This window comes from Sediminibacterium sp. (assembly GCF_019264485.1).
Classification (GTDB): Bacteria; Bacteroidota; Bacteroidia; order Chitinophagales; family Chitinophagaceae; genus Sediminibacterium.
Genome location: NZ_JAHVAA010000015.1, coordinates 249,092 through 268,649 on the forward strand (window position 1 = coordinate 249,092; position 19,558 = coordinate 268,649).

Here is a 19,558-nt window from a genome sequence, read left to right on the forward strand (position 1 = left end):
TTTCAGTTTCGGTTTAACCCTATGCTGAACTTTTATCAATTTTATCAGAGGCTACAGCTCAAATTCTTGCAGCTTGCAGCTTGAAGCTTGTGGCTTTAGCCACTGCTATTTTATTTTGCTTTCTCAACTACTTCAACCAGTCTCCAACGCTTTGTTTTGCTCAGCGGACGGGTTTCCATAATTTTTACTACGTCGCCAACACCACACTCGCTTTTTTCGTCGTGTGCATGGAACTTAGTGGTTTTCTTTACGAACTTTCCGTAGATAGGGTGTTTTACTTTTCTTTCCACCGCAACAGTAATGGTCTTATCCATTTTATCGCTGGTTACAACCCCGATCCTTGTTTTGCGTAAATTTCTTACTTCAGCCATTGTTATTTTTTTTTTAGCTATGAGCTCTGATCAGCCCAAGGCTGATTCGAGCATTTTGATTTTGTACAAGCCCGCAGCTCGTGGCTCGCAGCTCGCAGCTGTTTTTTATATGCCTAATTCTTTTTTCTTCAGTTCTGTCTTCAGACGTGCAATATCTCTACGCAAACCACGAACAGTCATCGGGTTTTCGAGTGGAGAAATTGCATGTGCAAATTCCAGCTTCTTCAGACGGAGCTGATCTTCCTGGATCCTTGCTTTCAGGTCTGTAACATTCATATCTTTCAGACCTTTATTGAATTCAACTTTTTTGTGTGCCATTTTGGTCAATTTGAAAATTTGAAAATTTGAAAATTTAGAAATTACTTTCTCTGCTTGGGCAACCTGAAAACATTTTCTCCAAAAGAGTCTTTAGAGACAAATTTTCAAATTACCTGATTTTCAAATTAAGCTTGCAAGTCTCTCCTTACAATGAATTTGGTTTTAATTGGCAGTTTCTGAGCAGCCAGTTCCATAGCTTCCTGAGCAACCTGCTGTGATACACCGTCGCATTCGAAAATGATGCGTCCTGGTTCTACAACAGCAGCCCAGAATTCAGGGTTACCTTTACCTTTACCCATTCTCACTTCAAGTGGCTTACGGGTAATGATTTTATCAGGAAATACGCGGATCCACACATTACCTTCACGTTTCATGGCACGGGTCATAGCCTGACGTGCAGATTCGATCTGGCGGTTGGTTAACCAAATAGGCTCCAACGCTTTGAGTGCGAATGAACCAAATGATATGGAAGTACCACGCTTAGCCACTTCACGAATGCGGCCTTTCTGCTGTTTCCTGTGTTTACTTCTTTTAGGCTGTAACATTTATTACAATTTGAAAATTTGAAAATTTGAAAATTTGAAAATGGTTGGATTATTCCTGGCTCATTGAAATTTGATTTTCAAATTGCCACATTTTCAAATTATCTTCTATTGTCTCTTCCGCCTCCGCCACGGTTATCTCTTCTGTCTCCACCGCCGCTACGTCCACCGCGGTCATCTCTTCTGTCGCCACCACGTCCGCCACGGTCATCACCACTTCTTCTTTCGCTCATATCATTCTTTCCACCTACGAAGTTGGGGTTCAGTTCACGTTTACCGAGTACTTCGCCTTTACAGATCCATACTTTGATACCGATTTTACCATATACGGTTTGAGCATATACGTTTGCATAATCGATATCCATACGGAAAGTATGCAGGGGCACACGACCTTGTTTGAATTCTTCGCTACGCGCAATCTCAGCACCGCCCAAACGACCACTCAGTTTAATTTTGATACCTTCAGCACCCATACGGAGTGTAGAAGCAATCGCCATTTTGGTAGCACGTTTGAAATTGATACGGTTTTCGATCTGACGAGCGATGGTATCACCAACAATATTTGCATCCAGTTCCGGACGACGGATCTCAAGAATATTGATCTGCACATCTTCCTTACCGGTTAATTTCTTCAATTCTTCTTTGATACGGTCTACTTCTCCACCACCTTTACCGATAATAATACCTGGTTTAGATGTGTGAATAGTAACGATCAGCTTACCCAGGGTACGCTCTATTACAATTTTGGCAATACCGCCCTTGTTGATACGGGCGTTCAGGTAAGTACGGATTTTATGATCCTCAATTAACTTGGAGGCATAATCTTTCTTGCTGCCATACCAGTTACTTTCCCATCCGCGGATGATACCTAACCTGTTACCAATTGGATTTGCTTTCTGACCCATATAGTGGTTTTACAATTAGTTTTTAGAATCTACGATTAATGTTACATGGTTACTGCGTTTACGTACCCTGTAGCCACGGCCCTGGGGTGCAGGACGCATACGCTTAAGTACACGGCCACCGTCAACGAATACAGTTTTTACCACCAGGCTGCTGTCTGCTGCGCTGGCGCCATTGTTTTTCTGCTCCCAGTTGCTGATAGCACTCTTCAGCAATTTTGCCAGGGGCACAGCATTGTGCTGTGGGTGGTGTTCGAGAATGGCCAAGGCCTTCTCTACTTCCATTCCACGGATCACATCAGCCAGCAAACGCATTTTGCGCGGCCCTGTAGGATAATTGTTCAGTTTAGCTACTGCTTCCATTTCTTTATTGGTTTCTGATCCTGACCCGGTTCTGCTATCCGCTATCAACCATTGGCCCCGGACCTAATTATTACTTTTTAGTTCCTGCGTGTCCTCTGAAGTTGCGTGTAGGAGCAAATTCACCTAATTTATGTCCAACCATGAACTCGGTTACATAAACAGGGATGAACTTATTTCCATTGTGCACTGCAAAAGTGTGCCCAACGAAATCTGGCGTAATGGTACTGCGACGGCTCCAGGTTTTAATAACACCCTTCTTTGTTTTACCATCATTCATACCTTCTACTTTGCCTTCTAAGTTGGCATCTACGTAAGGACCTTTTTTAATCGAACGACCCATAGTAATGAGTTAATTTGAAAATTTGAAAATTTGAAAATTTGAAAATGGTTTTGTGTGAACTGAAAATCCGGATCTTTCATTTCCAAATTTTCAAATCAGCACATTTTCAAATTATTTTGCTAATTTTTTTCCGTCTCTTCTCTGGATAATCAGTTTATCGCTTGATTTTCCTTTGGTACGTGTTTTCTCACCTTTTGCATACTTACCTGTTCTGCTGCGTGGGTGACCACCTGAAGCCTTACCTTCACCACCACCCATCGGGTGATCTACCGGGTTCATCGCAACACCACGTACACGTGGGCGGATACCTTTCCAACGGTTTTTACCCGCTTTACCTGCAGTTTCGAGGTTATGATCGCTATTTGATACCACACCTACAGTTGCATAACAGTTGATTAATACTTTACGCAATTCGCCAGAAGGCATTTTTAATACTGCGTATTTCTCTTCTTTGTTCGCTAACTGTGCAGAAGCACCAGCACTTCTTACCATTTTACCACCCTGACCAGGCTGTAATTCGATGTTGTGAATCATGGTACCCAGTGGCATATTTTTCATAGCCAGTGCATTACCAATTTCAGGAGCCACTTCATCACCTGCAATTACATTTGCACCCACCTGTAAACCTTGTGGAGCAATGATGTATCTTTTCTCACCATCTGTATATTGCAACAGGGCGATAAATGCAGTACGGTTTGGATCGTATTCAATTGATACTACTGTAGCAGCAATATCTCTTTTGTTTCTTTTGAAATCGATGATACGGTAGTGTTGTTTGCTACCACCACCCATATAACGCATTGCGCGGCGACCCTGGAAATTACGTCCAGCAGTCTTTTTTTGAGGCTCCAATAAGCTCTTTTCAGGCTTGTTGGTAGTGATCTCAGCATAAGCGTTTCCGATTCTCCAGCGTGTGCCGGCTGTCATCGGTTTGTACTTCTTAAGTGCCATTTTTCTTTCTTTTTCCCCGACCCCTAAAGGGGACCAGATTTTGTTTTTAAATCAACTTTTGCGGTAGTTGAACTACCATACTTTATCATTCTACCTCATGCCCCCTTCAGGGCTGGGTTAAATGTTTGCGTACAGATCAATTGCTTCTCCTTCGGCTACGGTTACGAATGCTTTTTTATAAGCAGGTTTCGCACCCTGGATAAAACCGGCTTTGGTATAGCGGGTTTTATTTTTGCCCGGAGCAACTGCAGTATTCACATCAATTACATTCACACCATAGAATTCTTCTACTGCTTTTTTGATCTCGAGTTTGTTCGCCTTACGGTTTACTTTGAAAGCATATCTTCTCAGCTTTTCCTGCTGTGCATTGGCTTTCTCGGTTAAAATAGGCTTTACTAATACTTCACTCAGTTTCATTGTATTTCGGTTGAAACGTTTCTAATTGATTAAGCTACTGCCTCTTCTTCTGCGAAGATTTTGGCGGTATTTTCTGTGATTACCAGTACATCTGCATTCATGATTTCATAAGTGTTGATGTCGGCCAACAAAGTGCTGGCAACATTTGGCACATTACGGGTGCTCAGGTACAGGTTATCATTGTATTCTGGCAATACTACCAGTGTTTTTTTATCTGCAATATTCAGGTTCTTCATCACTTCAACCAGTTGCTTGGTTTTTGGTGCTTCCATCTGAATATCTTCTACTACTACGATAGCACTTTCTTTTGCTTTGTAGCTCAGTGCAGAAATCTTCGCCAGATCTTTCACCTTACGGTTCAATTTGAAATCGTAAGCGTGGGGCTTTGGTCCGAAAATGGTACCACCACCTTTATACAAGGGGTTACGGATATTACCTTTTCGTGAACCACCGGTACCTTTTTGTTTGTGCAGCTTACGGCTGGCACCCTGTACTTCAGCACGGGTTTTTACTTTATGGGTACCCTGACGGCCTGCAGCCAGGTATTGTTTTACAGCCAGGTAGATCACATGATCATTTGGCTCGATACCGAAAACCTCTGCCGGTAATTCTACCGTTCTGCCTGTTTTCTGTCCTTTTATATTTAATACATCTACTTGCATGTCAATTCAATTAAGGTGTGATTACTTCTGGATTAAAACGATTGAACCGTTATGACCAGGAACAGATCCGCTGATCAGGATATAGTTCTTTTCAGGGAAAATCTTTACGACTTTCAGACCCTTCATTTTCACCCTGTCTCCACCCATACGACCGGCCATTCTCATGCCCTTGAATACGCGTGAAGGATATGATGATCCACCGATAGAACCTGGAGCACGCTGACGATCGTGCTGGCCGTGTGATTGCTCACCCACACCAGAGAAGCCATGACGTTTTACAACACCCTGGAAACCTTTACCCTTGGTAGTACCCACTACTTCAACGCTTTCGCCTTCAGCGAAAATGTCTACAGTAACAGTTTCTCCCAATGCTTTTTCTATGGAATAATTACGGAATTCTTTTACGAATTTTTTGGCGGCGGTCTGAGCTTTTGCGAAGTGATTCAACTCAGCTTTAGTGGAGTGCTTTTCTTTTTTGTCGCCAAATGCCAACTGAAGAGCGGTGTAACCATCAGCATCCTGGGTTTTCACCTGTGTTACGGTACATGGACCAGCTTCAATGATGGTACAAGCTGTTTGCTTGCCATCGGCCGAGAAGATGCTGGTCATCCCGATTTTTTTACCAATAATACCTTTCATCGTTTTTGCGGTTTATGCCCCGCAAGGTTAAAGAGGACATCCCACCGATGAAGCGGGATTCAATCCTTGTTTGCTGCCGACCTTTTCCGTTGTTTCCCGATATAATCGGGAGAGGAAGTACCGGAAGTAAACAAACCTCGAAGGGCCTGTTTATATGTATGATCGCTGATGTCAGATGTCTGATTTGAAATCAGTCTCCAACTCTTTGACCGTTTATTTATTCAGAGCTGCTTTCTTCCCTACTTAAAGTGGGAGTTGGCAGATGATTAATTTTTAAGAACTAATGCTCGTGGCTCAAAGCCCGTAGCTTGCTGCTTTTATCAAGCTTTGATCTCAACTTCAACACCAGAAGGCAGATCCAGTTTACTCAGTGCATCTACAGTTCTTGAAGAAGAAGTATAGATGTCGAGCAAACGCTTGTGAGTAGCCAGTTGAAACTGCTCACGGCTCTTCTTATTTACGTGTGGTGAACGTAGCACAGTAAAAATTCTCTTGTGTGTAGGCAAGGGAATTGGACCAGTTACTACGGCACCTGTACTGCGTACAGTTTTTACGATCTTCTCAGCAGATTTATCTACCAGATTATGATCGTAAGATTGTAATTTGATTCTGATTCGTTGAGACATAGTCGAAACCCAATTTTCGTATTGGGGTTGCAAAGGTAGGGGTCTGTGTTGGAATGGTCAAGAAATTTGAAAAGATTTTTAATAAAAAGAGGTTTTTTGTCGTTTCATAGACTGGAAAGTACGCCAGATGGGTAGTGAGTAGTCAGTAGTGAGTACATTCACCCACTCACTACTGACTGTATCACTTTCCTAAATTCATTAATTTCACGGTATTCAATTGTAACTATGGCCCGGAAGAAACCTGCCTACCCTACCCAGGTTCAGCAAACTGCTGAAAAAAATGCGACTACACATCTGAAAAATACTACTAAGATCGCCTGGATTCCTTTCCTGATCCTTGTTTTATACATGGGGGTCCATTTTGTTCCGAATATGGATGCCATAGATGTAATGGGCCCACAATGGCTATACCTGTCTTTACTGGATATTCTGGCATGCGGCTATATTTTAGCCAGAAAGGACCTGTATTTTGATAAAATACAGGTAATATTCAAACAGTTATTCTCAAAATTATTACTGGCTCTTTTTATTTTGGCTGGATTTTCCATCTTCTTTGCCATTAACCAGATTGAGAGCTGGGTTTGTTATGTTCGATTTATTGTTACCGTTATTGCTTTTTTTAATATTTCGGTGCTTTTTCAAGGTAATCAAAACCTGTTCAAGACAATTGCACAGATTTTGTCTGTTTTCCTGATGATTGAATCTGTTCAGTATTTTAATAAATTTTTCAACGGTCTGTCAGATACCCCCCTAGGGACACTCATTTACAACTTAAGCGGAAATACAGGTAATAAAAACATTTTTGCTGCAAGCATAGCCATCAAAATCCCTTTTGTACTATATGTATTGTATTATTCGAAACTTGCCGAAAGAGTATTTCACCTGATAGCACTAACCTTGGGTATTGCCACGCTTTTTATGGCGAGTGCACGTGCATCTTATGTAAGTCTGATACTTGTTACCATTGCTTACGCTGGGTTTAGCGTGTTGCAATACATTAAAAATAGGGAGACCGAAAAATTGCTGTACAGAATCGCTTATCTCCTTATACCCATATTGGCAGCGTATTTTATTGCACAAATAACATATACGCAAGCCACCACAATACAGGATAATAATAATAATAATAATAATAATAATGCAAGCAGGTATGGTAATGTAGTGAGCAACTTCAGCTCTATTGCTCTGACTAACGATGCGTCGAGTTATCGTTTTAAATTATGGGAACATGCGGCAGACTATATACTCAAAAACCCGATCATGGGTTGTGGCTATGGCAACTGGAAACTGGCTTCCATTCCCTATGAAAAAGAATATATTAATGATTTAAACGTGCCTGCGCATGCCCACAATGATTTTCTTGAGCATGCTGCCGAACTGGGATTGCCCGGCGGGCTTCTATACCTCTCACTATACTTCTGTTTATTCATTTTTACTTTGAGAACATGGCGATCGGCTGCAAGAGAAGAAACTAAACTAATTTCCCTGTTCTCCTTTTTTGCTTTATTGGTTTATGCGGTTGACGCAGGTTTGAACTTCCCCATTGAAAGAGCCATCATGCAGGTTTTCTTTGCCACGGTTTGCGCTTTTAATGTGGGAGCTTATATAATGGCAAAAAAACAAGTAGAAACAGCGGAAGTAAAAACCCCGGTCAGTTTATGGCATCCGCTGTATGGCATCATTACTATTTTAATGCTACTCCCGGCAACTTATGTTACCTACCTTACTTATGTTTCTTTAAAGGCACAAATGAAAGTGGTGCCCGATCTTAAAAATGAACCCATGACCCTGCCACTCTCAGAAGTGACAAAACTATTCCCCCCTATTCCCAATCTTACTTCGTCTTCGCAACCCATCGAAGCCATTATTGGGAGATATTATTCAGAGAATAAAAAATACGATGAAGCATTGCGTTTATTAAGAAAAGCAATACCCTATAATCCGTATGTTTACTATAGTCATTTCTTGATGGCAAATGTTTTTTTCCTTACTGACAAACTCGACAGCGCAAAATATTATGCTGAAACAGCTTATTATAACCGCCCAAGGGCCAATACCTATTATCAGACACTGATTGCTGTGCAGGCCAAAAGAAAAGATACTGCGGCTATAGGAAAAGCTTTTAGAACGTATACACATTATAGAAATGAAGAGTTCCCCTGGCAAATATATCTACTGGGTATGCTCAATGCCTTACAAAGAGGTACACCGGAGCTTTTAAAGATGGCAGACAGCGCCCTCATTAAGTTTAAGCCACCTGCCAACAGCATACCCAATGCTGATTATCAGGCATTACTGAAAAGAAAAGAAGAGATTCAAAACAACATGAATACAGTTGTCACCGGCAACACTTCACAAGATGACATCAACAGGGCTACAGCCGTTTACAATGAAGCGGTGGCTGCTTTTGGCAAAGGCGACAATGCAACTGCAGCCAGAAAATTTGTAGCAGCCATTAATATCAGTCCTTTCAGCTATAGCATGTTCGAAAATGCAGGCATCTGTTACTATAACCTGAAAGAGTATAAAAAAGCTGTTTATTATTTCGACAAAGTAATTGCCATGAAAGTTACCAATGATGGTAAATCTGAATTTTTTAAAGGTGCCAGTCTTATTAACTCTGGCGATAAAGAAAATGGCTGTAGAGCCATGCAGGTAGCTGTTGCTAAGAAATATCCTGGTGCTGCTGATATATTGGCGCAGTATTGTAAATAGCGTAATGGTCAATGGTCAATGGTCAATGGTCAATGGTCAATGGTCAATGGTCAATGTTCAATGGTCAATTGTCAATGGTCAATAAGGGAAACTTTGCTTTGATTGACGGTATTGTATACTTGCAAAGTATTTTTTCATTCACCATTCACCATTTCACAAAAAAAAGCCCCGACAAAATAAATTGCGGGGCTTTAAATTTATTGAACAAGGATTACTCCTCGATCTTCACTTTTCCTTTGCTCTTTGCCATTACTTCTTCTGCAATATTGTTTGGCGCAGGAGAATAATGTGAGAACTCCATTGTTGAAGTGGCGCGGCCAGATGACAATGAACGGAGCTGGGTTACATAACCAAACATTTCGCTCAATGGCACTTTCGCCTTAATTACCTGGAGGTTGGCACGGCTGTCCATACCTTCCAGCATACCACGACGACGGTTCAGGTCACCTGTTACATCACCCATGTACTGATCTGGGGTTAACACCTCTACTTTCATGATTGGCTCAAGCAGTGTTGGTTTGGCTTTACGACCAGCTTCACGGAAACCAGATTTTGCACACAATTCAAATGACATTGAATCAGAATCCACGTCATGGTAACTTCCGTCAAACACACGCACTTTCATGTTGTTTACAGGATAACCTGCCAACACACCGGTAGTCATTGCGGTTTCAAAACCTTTCTGAATGGCAGGGATAAATTCTTTTGGAATAGATCCACCAAAAATATCATTCACAAACTGGAAATGTTTGCCTTCGTTTTCTTTCAGCCACTCTTCATCAGCAGGTCCGATGGCAAACTGGATATCAGCGAATTTACCGCGACCACCCGACTGCTTCTTCAGCACTTCACGGTGTTCGATGGTATTTCCGAAAGATTCTTTATAAGCAACCTGGGGAGCACCCTGGTTTACTTCTACTTTAAACTCACGACGCATACGATCAATAATGATCTCCAGGTGTAATTCACCCATACCGCGAAGGATGGTCTGACCGGTATCTTCATCAGTATTAACACGTAATGTTGGATCTTCTTCTACCAGTTTGGCAATAGCCATACCCATTTTATCAACGTCGGCCTGTGTTTTAGGCTCAACCGCTACTGCGATTACAGGCTCAGGAATGAACATGTTTTCGAGTGTGATCGGATGGTTTTCATCGCAAAGGGTATCTCCGGTTTTGATTTCTTTAAAACCTACTGCTGCTGCAATATCACCTGCTTCGATAAAATCGATCGGATTTTGTTTGTTGGCAAACATCTTCATGATACGGCTGATACGCTCTTTCTTTCCACTTCTTACGTTTAATACATAAGAACCGGCATCGAGGTGACCGCTATAACAACGGAAGAATGCCAGACGACCTACGAAAGGATCGGTCATAATTTTGAATGCCAGTGCAGAAAATGGTTCTTTTGCATTTGGCTTACGGGTAATGGTTTCACCTGTATCAGGATCAGTACCTACGGTATCTTCAATATCTACCGGAGAAGGCAGGTAACGACAAACAGCATCCAATGCAGTTTGTACACCTTTGTTTTTGAAAGATGAACCACACATCATTGGAACGATGCTCAGATCGATACAGGCTTTACGGATAGCTTCGTGTACTTCGTCTTCAGAGATACTGTTTGGATCATCAAAGAATTTCTCCATCAGCGTATCATCATACTCAGCAACAGCTTCAATCAGGTTCTGTCTCCAGAATTCTACATCTTCTTTCATATCGGCAGGTACGTCAATCTCATCGAAAGTCATACCTTCTGTTTCCATGTGCCAGATGATCCCTTTCATTTTGATCAGGTCAACTACACCGGTAAAATTGTCTTCAGCACCAATGGGTAACTGCAGGGGAACTGCTTTTGCACCCAACATTTCCTTCACCTGATTTACCACCATGAGGAAGTCGGCACCGGCACGGTCCATTTTATTTACGAAACCGATACGTGGAACTTTGTAACGGTTAGCCTGACGCCATACAGTTTCAGACTGGGGCTCAACGCCATCCACAGCAGAGAAAAGGGCAATCAGACCATCCAGTACACGCATTGAACGTTCTACCTCAACGGTAAAGTCTACGTGACCCGGAGTATCAATGATATTAAAATAATAGTTTTTTGTGTTGGCATCTGCCTTACCTTTTACAGTAGGGAAGTTCCACTGACAGCTTACAGCAGCCGAAGTAATGGTGATACCTCTTTCTTTCTCCTGTTCCATCCAGTCTGTGGTAGCGGCACCATCGTGTACCTCTCCAATTTTATGAATCATACCTGTATAGCGCAGGATACGCTCGGTAGTGGTGGTTTTACCGGCATCAATGTGTGCGGCAATACCGAAGTTGCGTTGAAATTTCAAGTCAGCCATAAAAGTGCTTGTTTAAATATTTTTTTAACGGGAACACAGGCTCCCATTTTCGAGGCGGCAAAGGTAGGAATAATACCAATTCGCTGAATGGCTCTTGCGGATTAAATTATCCCCTAAAAAAAAGCTCCGGAATAAATTCCGGAGTAGAGATATTTTATTGAAAATGAATGAGTTGTATTAAACTCTACTCAAATCGCCTATTTTTAATGGCTGAGTAAGTGAATATCAGCTTATTTTTTTGCTGCCCTTACCGATACCAGCGCAATATCATAAATAAGTGGTGTATTAGGCGGAACAGTGTTACCATTACCCGTTGCCCCAAAACCAAGATTTGCAGGAATAAATACCCTCCAGATAGAGCCTGCTTTCATTCTTAATACCGCATCCTGTAAACCTGGTACCAGTTGACTCACTGTCAGCAGAAACGATTCCTGGTTTGTTTGTGAGTTAACAAAAACGGTACCATCGGGTGTTGTACCTGTTACATTTACCACCACTGAATCTTCAGGCTCTGGTGTAACGCCTGTACCACGGGTAATCACTGCATAACGAACTCCGCTAGGCATGGTAATTACACCTTTTTGTTTAGCCAATTCTGCAAACAGAGACTGTTCCATCATTACACCTTTTACACCAGCTACATCAGCATCCAGTACATTGATCATTTTTTCAGCACTGGCTTCGCTGATCATTAATTTCTTTTTAGTCAGAACATCATCTACCGCTTTCTGGAACATGGCTCCTTTAATGAGTACACCTTTCTTTTCGAGCGATTTAATCATATAAACCCCCAGTGCATACTGAAGTGAGTCCTGAGTTGCTTTTTCTTTGGCAATCTCGGCTGCAGTTTTTGTTTGAGCACCTGCTGAACCCGCTATAAAAGCTCCTAATATGAGCGTAGAGACTATTTTTTTCATGTTTGAATAGTTTATTAATACCGAAAATATAAAGAATTTAGACAATATAAATAAAATCTAGCTTAAAATTTGCTTTTACTTCTTTGCTGATCGTATTTCAATTAATTCCACTTCATAGGTAAGTGCGCTTCCTGGCGGAATTAGATAAGCACCGTTATTACCAGACACTCCTTTTTCACCATGTGCCAAAACGGAAGGTATATACAACTGCCATTTTGCTCCCACAGCCATCTGCTGAATCGCTTCAGAAAGACCTGGAATCAGTTGTGACAATAATACCGACTGTGGAATTTTATTATTATAGGTATCTTCAAAAACCGTTCCATCTGCAAGTGAGCCTTTTAAATTTACTACAACAGAATCGGCAGACACAGGCCGGGGCCCCTGCCCTGACCGCAGAATAAAGTAATGAACACCATTTGGAAAAATACCCAGCCCAGGTCTTTGCTTGATATTAGTGAACAATTGCTGTTCAAGTTTATATGCTCTATCTTTCTGGGTAATGCGCTGGTAGGCTGTAATAAGAGGACTGATGATGGAATCCGGGAGCATCCTCGGCTTATTTTGGAAAATATCATCCATTCCTTTAATAAATAAAGTGGGATTTTCAATAAGAAAGCCCTGATTATTTACCCATTGAGCGAGAAATGCACCAATAGCATACTGAAGAGAGTCTTTGATATTAGTCAATCTTATTGCAGTATTAGCAGGAACAGTTTTAGGTGTGTTTTTTTGGGCATTTCCAAATACTAAAAACAGAGAAAACAGAAGGGTTAAAATTATTTTCATCTTATGACCGTAAATGAAAATACAAGATAAACAATCAGTTGCAGATATTATTAACCCGATACTTAAATTAACAGTTTAATACACCTAAAACATAAACAAAGGCATATTGGTTCTATAGCAGTAAAAACTTACAATAGCTGTTCTTGTAGCATCATTTCCATTGGCTGTTTGTTGTTTTGATACATTCCCTGTTGCCCCTGAAGTTGTGCGAATAAGATGTGCAAATGTTGCACTCTGATCAGTCCCTTGCCTGTTCCTGTATTGAGCATTTCCGGTAACAGCCCATCCGGTTCCGCTAATATCATTTAAATTACCCCAGGAATTATCGTCAGCGGTAAACCATGAAGCAAGTGTAACAGTGTTTGCATTGTCGGTTGTAACACCTGTTCTTGTTATGGTTGCAGCAGCAGCCGATCCGGTTTGTACCTGATCTACATCCAGTTTCCATGCATAACCTCGACTGGGGGGTCTGAATACGTGCATTGTAATGGTGTTCCCTCCTGTTCCACTCATACTGATAGAAGGGTTTGCTGTCCACGTACCATTAAAGCGGCACCAGAAAATACGTGCCGAAACATTCGCAGTTCCGGTAAGTGCGGGTAAAGCGTTCCAGTCCTGCCCACCCGTTGCACTGATAGTGAAGGTAATATTGGAAACTCTTCTTTGACCAATAAGTAATATCAGATCTCCGTCTTCCATATCTGCCGGTGGTGTAACAGCAGGAGTTGCATTGTTTAATGACCCATTATCAGCAGGATTAGAATTACTGTCGTGATACTCAATCTGTGCATATCCGATAAATGGAAGTAATAAAAAAAATGATAGTAAAAATTTCATGCAGTAGTTTTTATTTGTAACTACATGCACAGGGTATAGCTTTTAACAAAAATTATATCATGTTCAGAATGATATAGGAAATTGAATTCATTTAAAAAACTAAAACAAAATTATACTCCACTAATTAGAGGCTCGTTAGTAATAAATTAAAATCGTATTAGGAAATAAACAGCTGAGAAAAGTTATCAGCAGATGTTGTATGAGATATTTATTCCAACATATAGGCTGGCATATTTGTACGGTAAGGATAAAACGTTACGATTGCAGATCGGGTAGCATCATTACCATTAGCAGTTTGACTTTTTGCTACATCGCCTGTTGCCCCTGCGGTGGTTCTAATCTGATAAGCATACGTAGAACTCTGGTCAGTACCTGCCGTGTTTCTATATTGTCCAGAACCTGCTGTTGTCCATCCTCCGGAAGGTGCACCCCAGGAATTATCATCAGCAGTAAACCATGCAGCGAGTGTAACCGTGTTAGGTCTGATAGTTGTTACACCTGTTCTTGTAATACTGGCTGCAGCTGCATGAGCTGTTGTTGCCTGAGCCACATCAATTGCCCATGAATAATTTCTTCCGGGTGGTCTGAATATATGCATTACTACTGTGTTGGTAGATGATGCTGTCATACCAACTGAAGGGTTGGCAGTCCATGTACCATTAAACCTGCACCAAAAAATTCTTGGTGAAACATTGGTTGTTCCTGTTAATACTGGTAATGCATTCCAAGTCTGCCCACCCGTTTCGACTACAGTAAGTGTAATATTAGAAGCTCTTCTCTGACCAATCATAATTACCAGATCACCTTGCTGCATTGATGCGGGTGGGGTAACAGCCACTGTTGCTGAGGCCAATGAAGCAGCAGCAGCATCAGTTGGATTAGCTGAACTATTGAAATACGTGATTTGTCCTGATGCTGTTAGTGAAAAAAATAGCAGTATGAAAAAAATCGTCTTGATAATCTCCCTGAGTTTAGCAACTGCAAGTTGCTAATGCCTCATTAAAGAGAGATTAGAATAACATTATATATAGGTTAGAGTAAAAAATTAAGATTCATCAATCCAAAACCATCCTTGGCATATTATGCCCTATCTCATAAAAAGTAATAATCATTGCAGTTCCGAGATCGCCTCCTAAAGTTGCCTGATTTTTGCTCACGTTATTGGTTGCACTTGCAGTTGATTTAATATTATGAGCAAAAGTTCCACTTATATCAGTACCATTAGTATTCCTGTACTGTGCCGTTCCTGTAACTGTCCAGCCTGTACCTGATAAACTTCCCCATGTATTATCATCGGCTGTAAACCATGCAGCAATGGTTACAGAGTTTGGAATTCTTGTAGTTCTTCCTGGTATGGAAACAGTAAAAGGTGAAGCAGGTGCAGTAAAGTCGGTTTCAACCCTGTTGGCTTCGATAGCCCATCTCAATGAGGCTTTTGTGGGTCTGAAGACATGCATCACCACTGTTGTAGATGTTGAGTTTGAAAAAGCAACTGAAGGGTTGGCTGCCCATGTGCCATTATACTTGCACCAGAAGAGTCTTGCCCCAACATTGGTATTGCTAATGGCAGCTTCTGCATTCCACGTTTGTCCACCTGTAACCGAAATATTCATGGTAGCAGTTGTATTTCTTACATAGGCAATCATTAATACCAAATCGCCTGTTTGCATAGTAGGGGGTGTAACAGCTACCGTTGCTGCTCCTAAGGTACCATTATCTGCCGGGTTAGAAGCACTGTTTATATAAGATATCTGGGAATAAACAATATTACTCAAGAAAATCATTACAGCTGCCATGTATAGGCGCAATGAGGTTATGGACAAGAGTCTTTTCACTTTGCCGGATTTAGTCAATGTAATATTGACTCACGACCATTAAGTAGAGATTAGAATAAGATTAGAATTAAATTAGAATAGTGTTAGATGACTATTATTACAATTAACGAATTATAACTAAACTATAAACAGTTTAATCTAAAATCAATGCAGACATTCCATGAGCCATTTCGAAGAAAGTAATGATCATTGCCGTACCCAGATCACCACCATTTACTGTCTGATTTTTACTTACATTATTTGTAGCTCCAGCAGTTGTTTTGATATTATGTGCAAAGGTCCCACTAACATCGGTGCCATTCAAATTTCTGTACTGCGCGGCACCAGTAACAACCCAACCTGTTCCTGCTAAAGTTCCCCAGGAATTATCATCAGCTGTAAACCATGCAGCAATGGTTACCGAACTGGGTATGCGTGTTGTTCTGCCTGTAATAGTTACCGTAAATGGATTTGCTGGTGCTACAAAATCTGTTTCAACTTGATTTGCTTCAATTGCCCATCTTAGTGAAGGTTTTGTGGGTCGAAAAACATGCATAACTACCGTTGTAGAAGTTGCATTAGAAAAAGCAACAGAAGGGTTAGCTGCCCAGGTACCATTATACCTGCACCAAAATAGTTTGGCACCGATATTTGTATTACTTAATGCGGTTTGTTCACTCCAGACCTGTCCACCTGTAACTGATATTGTCATGGTGGCTGTTGTATTTCTTACATAGGCAAACATTAACACAAGGTCGCCTGCTTGCATTGTTGGTGGCGTAACGGCTACGGGAGTAACACCTAATGTTCCGTTATCAGCAGGATTAGATGCACTATTTATATAAGTGATTTGACAAAAACTTATATAAGGAACTATTAAGAATATTATAATTGGCAGTTTCTTCATTTAGTTGAGACGAGAGACTTTAGTCTCATGACTCAAAAATACATTAGAATAACATTAGAATAGCATTAAAACGAGATTAAAACACAATGTAAGAAGTTAATACTAACAGCCCTTCAATGAAATATCGAAGGGCTGTTAGTATAATGATTATATCGAACTTTAGTTAAGATTATCTACCCTTGAAACCAGATCCCATCTGCTATCAGTGGTATTGTAAATAAAGCCAAGATACATGGTAGTGTTGATTACAGTTGTTGTGGGGAAAGGTATATCAGTACTTGCCCTGAAACCACCTGCACCACCTGTAAATGTAAGTGCGCGTGCCGTGCCATTATCCTGTATCCTGATAATCAGCGTTTGCCCCTGTGTAGGTGTACCTGAAGGAACAGCAAATGTTAATGCACCAGTTGCACCTTCAACGATATAAATATCGGTGTTATCACTTGCAACAGTTAAAGATCCGGTTACTCCTCCAGTTACTGCTCGCTTGGTGATACGCTTATTGGTTAAAGTTTCTGTACCCGCTAATGTTGCCAGCGTACCAGTTGTTGGTAAAGTGATATCTGTAGCAGCAGTAGTATTTAAAATAACTGCATCAGCACCTACTGTAGAGAATGCACCTGAAAGATTCACGTTACCGGCAACTGTAATAGTATTCGCTCCGTTATTAACGCCGGTACCACCATAGGTTGGATTGATTACCGTTGCGTTCCATGTACCTGTTGTTATCGTTCCAACTGATGTTAAAGAAGACGACACCACATTCGAAGCCAGTGTAGTTCCTGAAAGTGATCCGGCAGGAACATTACTGATTGTATTGTTTGAGCCATCAATGGTTTTATTCGTTAGGGTTTCAGTACCAGCCAGTGTAGCCAAAGTACCGGTTGTTGGTAATGTTACGTTGGTAGCACCCGTTGCAGTTAATGTAGTATTAAATGCACCACTGGTTGTAAGGTTACCACCTAATGTAATGGTTCTTGAACCATTGTTTACACCTGTACCACCATAGGTTGGGTTAATCACATTACCATTCCAGGTACCAGTTGCAATGGTACCCAATGTGGTAATATTGGTACTACCGGCCCAGGTTGAAAGAGCAGTGTTCTCCACATTTCCTAATCCAACATCTGTTTTACTGAGTGACAGCATTGATTTTGCAATTGCAGGAGAAAGCTCTTCAATTACACCTGATCCTGCCGTATTTCTACCCAGGAAAGTTGCGGTAGCAATATTCTGGATCTTCGATAATGTAACATTTGAGTTCAATATCTTACTGGTAGTCACCGCATCATTTGCAAGTGTGGTAGCCAGTGATCCTGCAGAAGTTGTTACATCACCCGTTAATGCCGGGAATCTTGCAGCAGCGAGTGTGCCTGTAACATTTGTACCAGACAGGTTGATAGCGTTAGCAGTAATCTGTTGATTACTTAATGACAGGTAGTTTTCACCTGCAAGTGTAACGTTACCTGTATTGGTACCTGTAAGGTTAGAGCCGGTTATAGTTCCACTTGCATTTACAGAGCTTGGTGTAATAGCTCCTAACGACAAGCTAATGGTTCCGCTCGTTGTAATTGGTGATCCTGATACTCCTATTCCGTTGGCACCACTCACTGTTACTGATGTTACGGTTCCACCTCCGCCTCCGCCAGACGCACTTAATGTACCTCCTGCCAATGTTAAGCCGGCCCCAATAGAAATGGATTCAACATTACCCGTACCAGCCGTACTCCTTCCTAACAAAGTGGTTGTAGTAATCTGCTGGAAATTACCGAACGTAATAGTATTTGCAGATATCGATGACCCTGTAATATTGGTCAGCGTATTATTGGATGCATTAATTGTTTTATTGGTCAGCGTTTCCGTTCCCGACAATGTAGCCAATGTACCTGCTGTTGGCAATGTTACATTGGTTGTACCCGTTGTAGTAAAGGTAGTATTAAACGCACCTGCGGTTGTAAGGTTACCTCCCAGCGTAATGGTTCGCGATCCGTTATTCACACCCGTACCACCTTTCGAAGGATCAATAATCGTTGCACTCCATGTACCTGTTGTTATGGTACCAACTGTTATTAATGCGCTCGACCCTGCCAGCGGTGATTTGGTTTGTATCCTGCTTTGTACGGCCGGGAATGAATCTGCTTCAAAAATATTCAACCGGTCGAGATAAGGAGTAAGCATCAGGCTTGTATCTGAAATTTTCAGGTAGATCGGCGACATTACAGAATCTACATCCTTATACTTAATTACATGACCATAACGGGCATAACCTGTTCTTGGTATTTCTGAGGCAAATTCTGCACCATTCAGCATTTGAGCTGTATCGGTTGTTTTGATACGACTATTAAAGATGATTGTATCGGCCACATTGAATTTACGCATCGCCAAGCTATCCATTCTGGCCCTTGTACCGATAATACTTGTATCAACTTTCAGTGTAACTGCTGCAGAGCCATTATAGATAGTGCTTGTTGCATTATTCGCAAGTAAGCCGTTCGATACACTCAGCGCATTATTTAATGCACCACTCAAAGTAGCTGCACTGATCGTACCGGTTGCATTTACAGTATTGAAATTACCTGTAGTAGCACTTACAGTTGTACCCTGTATAGTACCGGTTACTGCTAAAGTAGTAAGACCAGTAATGGCACCTGTATTTATGGTAGAGAAATTACCATTGGTTGCGCTTACAGTTCCTGCCTGTAAAGTATTAGAAACACTCAGGTTAGTAAGCCCTGTAAGGTTGGTAATATTCGCATTGGTAATACTGGCCGTAGTTGTAGTTATCGCTGAAACATTAGCCAGGTTTGTAATGCTGTTCTGTGCACTGGTACTTAATGAAGCACTCAATACTCCTCCTGAAATAGTGCCAGTTGTATTCACATTTGTGAAATTACCTGTAGTAGCACTAACCGTTCCTGCACTGATCGTTCCGCTGATAGCAATCGTAGTAAGACCGGTAAGGTTCGTAATATTCGCAGTTGTGATATTGGCATTCGTAGCAGTCAGACTATTTACGTTCGCAAGGTTCGTAATGCTGTTCTGTGCTGATGTACTTAAACTGCCACTTAAGGTTCCTGCACTGATCG

20 protein-coding genes are annotated in these 19,558 nt (G+C 41.3%); 1 reads left to right on the forward strand and 19 read right to left on the reverse strand.

Features of this window, described 5'->3' with window-relative positions; all coding sequences use genetic code 11:
• Nucleotides 1–110 precede the first annotated feature (110 nt).
• The 11 genes from rpsQ to rpsJ form a co-directional block, all read right to left on the reverse strand.
• A complete protein-coding gene (gene rpsQ, locus KXJ59_RS15865) occupies nucleotides 111–371 on the reverse strand; it encodes a 30S ribosomal protein S17 (protein ID WP_295206827.1) in 261 nt (86 codons plus the stop codon).
• A 105-nt stretch (nucleotides 372–476) separates the two neighbouring features.
• Nucleotides 477–689, reverse strand: coding sequence for a 50S ribosomal protein L29 (gene rpmC, locus KXJ59_RS15870; RefSeq protein WP_295206829.1), 213 nt, complete (start codon nucleotides 687–689; stop codon nucleotides 477–479).
• A gap of 125 nt (nucleotides 690–814) precedes the next feature.
• The gene (rplP, locus tag KXJ59_RS15875) at nucleotides 815–1,234 is read right to left on the reverse strand and encodes a 50S ribosomal protein L16 (protein WP_294990801.1); all 420 of its coding nucleotides are present in this window, start codon (nucleotides 1,232–1,234) and stop codon (nucleotides 815–817) included.
• Between the two features lie 98 nt (nucleotides 1,235–1,332).
• Nucleotides 1,333–2,136 (reverse strand): 30S ribosomal protein S3, encoded by an 804-nt coding sequence (gene rpsC / locus KXJ59_RS15880; RefSeq protein WP_295206831.1) that lies wholly within the window; start codon nucleotides 2,134–2,136, stop codon nucleotides 1,333–1,335.
• Between the two features lie 15 nt (nucleotides 2,137–2,151).
• Nucleotides 2,152–2,496: a 50S ribosomal protein L22 gene (gene rplV / locus KXJ59_RS15885; RefSeq protein ID WP_133475588.1), complete on the reverse strand. Its 345-nt coding sequence runs from the start codon at nucleotides 2,494–2,496 to the stop codon at nucleotides 2,152–2,154.
• Between the two features lie 70 nt (nucleotides 2,497–2,566).
• Nucleotides 2,567–2,836: a 30S ribosomal protein S19 gene (gene rpsS / locus KXJ59_RS15890; protein ID WP_133475589.1), complete on the reverse strand. Its 270-nt coding sequence runs from the start codon at nucleotides 2,834–2,836 to the stop codon at nucleotides 2,567–2,569.
• A gap of 111 nt (nucleotides 2,837–2,947) precedes the next feature.
• Complete coding sequence (gene rplB / locus KXJ59_RS15895) at nucleotides 2,948–3,787, reverse strand: 50S ribosomal protein L2 (RefSeq protein WP_295206833.1); 840 nt, start codon at nucleotides 3,785–3,787, stop codon at nucleotides 2,948–2,950.
• Between the two features lie 117 nt (nucleotides 3,788–3,904).
• A complete protein-coding gene (rplW, locus tag KXJ59_RS15900) occupies nucleotides 3,905–4,204 on the reverse strand; it encodes a 50S ribosomal protein L23 (protein ID WP_133475591.1) in 300 nt (99 codons plus the stop codon).
• A 29-nt stretch (nucleotides 4,205–4,233) separates the two neighbouring features.
• Entirely contained in the window at nucleotides 4,234–4,866 is a 633-nt protein-coding gene (gene rplD / locus KXJ59_RS15905; RefSeq protein WP_295206835.1) for a 50S ribosomal protein L4, read from the reverse strand.
• Between the two features lie 21 nt (nucleotides 4,867–4,887).
• Nucleotides 4,888–5,505 (reverse strand): 50S ribosomal protein L3, encoded by a 618-nt coding sequence (gene rplC, locus KXJ59_RS15910; RefSeq protein ID WP_295206837.1) that lies wholly within the window; start codon nucleotides 5,503–5,505, stop codon nucleotides 4,888–4,890.
• Between the two features lie 320 nt (nucleotides 5,506–5,825).
• The gene (rpsJ, locus tag KXJ59_RS15915) at nucleotides 5,826–6,131 is read right to left on the reverse strand and encodes a 30S ribosomal protein S10 (protein ID WP_026770720.1); all 306 of its coding nucleotides are present in this window, start codon (nucleotides 6,129–6,131) and stop codon (nucleotides 5,826–5,828) included.
• Between the two features lie 225 nt (nucleotides 6,132–6,356).
• On the opposite strand from rpsJ, the gene KXJ59_RS15920 reads away from it, so the two are divergent.
• Nucleotides 6,357–8,846: an O-antigen ligase family protein gene (locus KXJ59_RS15920; RefSeq protein ID WP_295206839.1), complete on the forward strand. Its 2,490-nt coding sequence runs from the start codon at nucleotides 6,357–6,359 to the stop codon at nucleotides 8,844–8,846.
• A 211-nt stretch (nucleotides 8,847–9,057) separates the two neighbouring features.
• On the opposite strand, the gene fusA is transcribed toward KXJ59_RS15920, so the two are convergent.
• The 8 genes from fusA to KXJ59_RS15960 all read right to left on the reverse strand — a co-directional run.
• Complete coding sequence (fusA, locus tag KXJ59_RS15925; RefSeq protein WP_295206841.1) at nucleotides 9,058–11,208, reverse strand: elongation factor G; 2,151 nt, start codon at nucleotides 11,206–11,208, stop codon at nucleotides 9,058–9,060.
• Nucleotides 11,209–11,438: 230 nt separating this feature from the next.
• Nucleotides 11,439–12,125 carry an FKBP-type peptidyl-prolyl cis-trans isomerase gene (locus tag KXJ59_RS15930; protein WP_295206843.1) on the reverse strand — a complete coding sequence of 229 codons (687 nt, stop codon included), beginning with the start codon at nucleotides 12,123–12,125 and terminating at the stop codon, nucleotides 11,439–11,441.
• Nucleotides 12,126–12,200: 75 nt separating this feature from the next.
• Nucleotides 12,201–12,914, reverse strand: a complete 714-nt coding sequence (locus KXJ59_RS15935) for an FKBP-type peptidyl-prolyl cis-trans isomerase (RefSeq protein ID WP_295206845.1) — start codon at nucleotides 12,912–12,914, stop codon at nucleotides 12,201–12,203.
• Nucleotides 12,915–12,998: 84 nt separating this feature from the next.
• Nucleotides 12,999–13,751, reverse strand: a complete 753-nt coding sequence (locus tag KXJ59_RS15940; RefSeq protein WP_295206847.1) for a hypothetical protein — start codon at nucleotides 13,749–13,751, stop codon at nucleotides 12,999–13,001.
• A gap of 208 nt (nucleotides 13,752–13,959) precedes the next feature.
• The gene (locus KXJ59_RS15945) at nucleotides 13,960–14,565 is read right to left on the reverse strand and encodes a hypothetical protein (protein WP_295206848.1); all 606 of its coding nucleotides are present in this window, start codon (nucleotides 14,563–14,565) and stop codon (nucleotides 13,960–13,962) included.
• Between the two features lie 241 nt (nucleotides 14,566–14,806).
• On the reverse strand, nucleotides 14,807–15,547 hold the full coding sequence (locus KXJ59_RS15950) for a hypothetical protein (RefSeq protein WP_295206849.1): 741 nt from the start codon (nucleotides 15,545–15,547) through the stop codon (nucleotides 14,807–14,809).
• A 172-nt stretch (nucleotides 15,548–15,719) separates the two neighbouring features.
• A complete protein-coding gene (locus tag KXJ59_RS15955; RefSeq protein ID WP_295206851.1) occupies nucleotides 15,720–16,472 on the reverse strand; it encodes a hypothetical protein in 753 nt (250 codons plus the stop codon).
• A 159-nt stretch (nucleotides 16,473–16,631) separates the two neighbouring features.
• Nucleotides 16,632–19,558: hypothetical protein (locus tag KXJ59_RS15960; RefSeq protein WP_295206852.1), on the reverse strand; the 2,927-nt coding region annotated here is incomplete at its 5' end.

Excerpts from the sequence above, each read along its gene's own strand:
- rpsQ (WP_295206827.1), bottom strand. The coding sequence starts at position 371 with ATGGCTGAAGTAAGAAATTTACGCAAAACAAGGATCGGGGTTGTAACC.
- rpmC (WP_295206829.1), bottom strand. The coding sequence starts at position 689 with ATGGCACACAAAAAAGTTGAATTCAATAAAGGTCTGAAAGATATGAAT.
- rplP (WP_294990801.1), bottom strand. The coding sequence starts at position 1,234 with ATGTTACAGCCTAAAAGAAGTAAACACAGGAAACAGCAGAAAGGCCGC.
- rpsC (WP_295206831.1), bottom strand. The coding sequence starts at position 2,136 with ATGGGTCAGAAAGCAAATCCAATTGGTAACAGGTTAGGTATCATCCGC.
- rplV (WP_133475588.1), bottom strand. The coding sequence starts at position 2,496 with ATGGAAGCAGTAGCTAAACTGAACAATTATCCTACAGGGCCGCGCAAA.
- rpsS (WP_133475589.1), bottom strand. The coding sequence starts at position 2,836 with ATGGGTCGTTCGATTAAAAAAGGTCCTTACGTAGATGCCAACTTAGAA.
- rplB (WP_295206833.1), bottom strand. The coding sequence starts at position 3,787 with ATGGCACTTAAGAAGTACAAACCGATGACAGCCGGCACACGCTGGAGA.
- rplW (WP_133475591.1), bottom strand. The coding sequence starts at position 4,204 with ATGAAACTGAGTGAAGTATTAGTAAAGCCTATTTTAACCGAGAAAGCC.
- rplD (WP_295206835.1), bottom strand. The coding sequence starts at position 4,866 with ATGCAAGTAGATGTATTAAATATAAAAGGACAGAAAACAGGCAGAACG.
- rplC (WP_295206837.1), bottom strand. The coding sequence starts at position 5,505 with ATGAAAGGTATTATTGGTAAAAAAATCGGGATGACCAGCATCTTCTCG.
- rpsJ (WP_026770720.1), bottom strand. The coding sequence starts at position 6,131 with ATGTCTCAACGAATCAGAATCAAATTACAATCTTACGATCATAATCTG.
- KXJ59_RS15920 (WP_295206839.1), top strand. The coding sequence starts at position 6,357 with ATGGCCCGGAAGAAACCTGCCTACCCTACCCAGGTTCAGCAAACTGCT.
- fusA (WP_295206841.1), bottom strand. The coding sequence starts at position 11,208 with ATGGCTGACTTGAAATTTCAACGCAACTTCGGTATTGCCGCACACATT.
- KXJ59_RS15930 (WP_295206843.1), bottom strand. The coding sequence starts at position 12,125 with ATGAAAAAAATAGTCTCTACGCTCATATTAGGAGCTTTTATAGCGGGT.
- KXJ59_RS15935 (WP_295206845.1), bottom strand. The coding sequence starts at position 12,914 with ATGAAAATAATTTTAACCCTTCTGTTTTCTCTGTTTTTAGTATTTGGA.
- KXJ59_RS15940 (WP_295206847.1), bottom strand. The coding sequence starts at position 13,751 with ATGAAATTTTTACTATCATTTTTTTTATTACTTCCATTTATCGGATAT.
- KXJ59_RS15945 (WP_295206848.1), bottom strand. The coding sequence starts at position 14,565 with ATGCAGCAAGGTGATCTGGTAATTATGATTGGTCAGAGAAGAGCTTCT.
- KXJ59_RS15950 (WP_295206849.1), bottom strand. The coding sequence starts at position 15,547 with ATGGCAGCTGTAATGATTTTCTTGAGTAATATTGTTTATTCCCAGATA.
- KXJ59_RS15955 (WP_295206851.1), bottom strand. The coding sequence starts at position 16,472 with ATGAAGAAACTGCCAATTATAATATTCTTAATAGTTCCTTATATAAGT.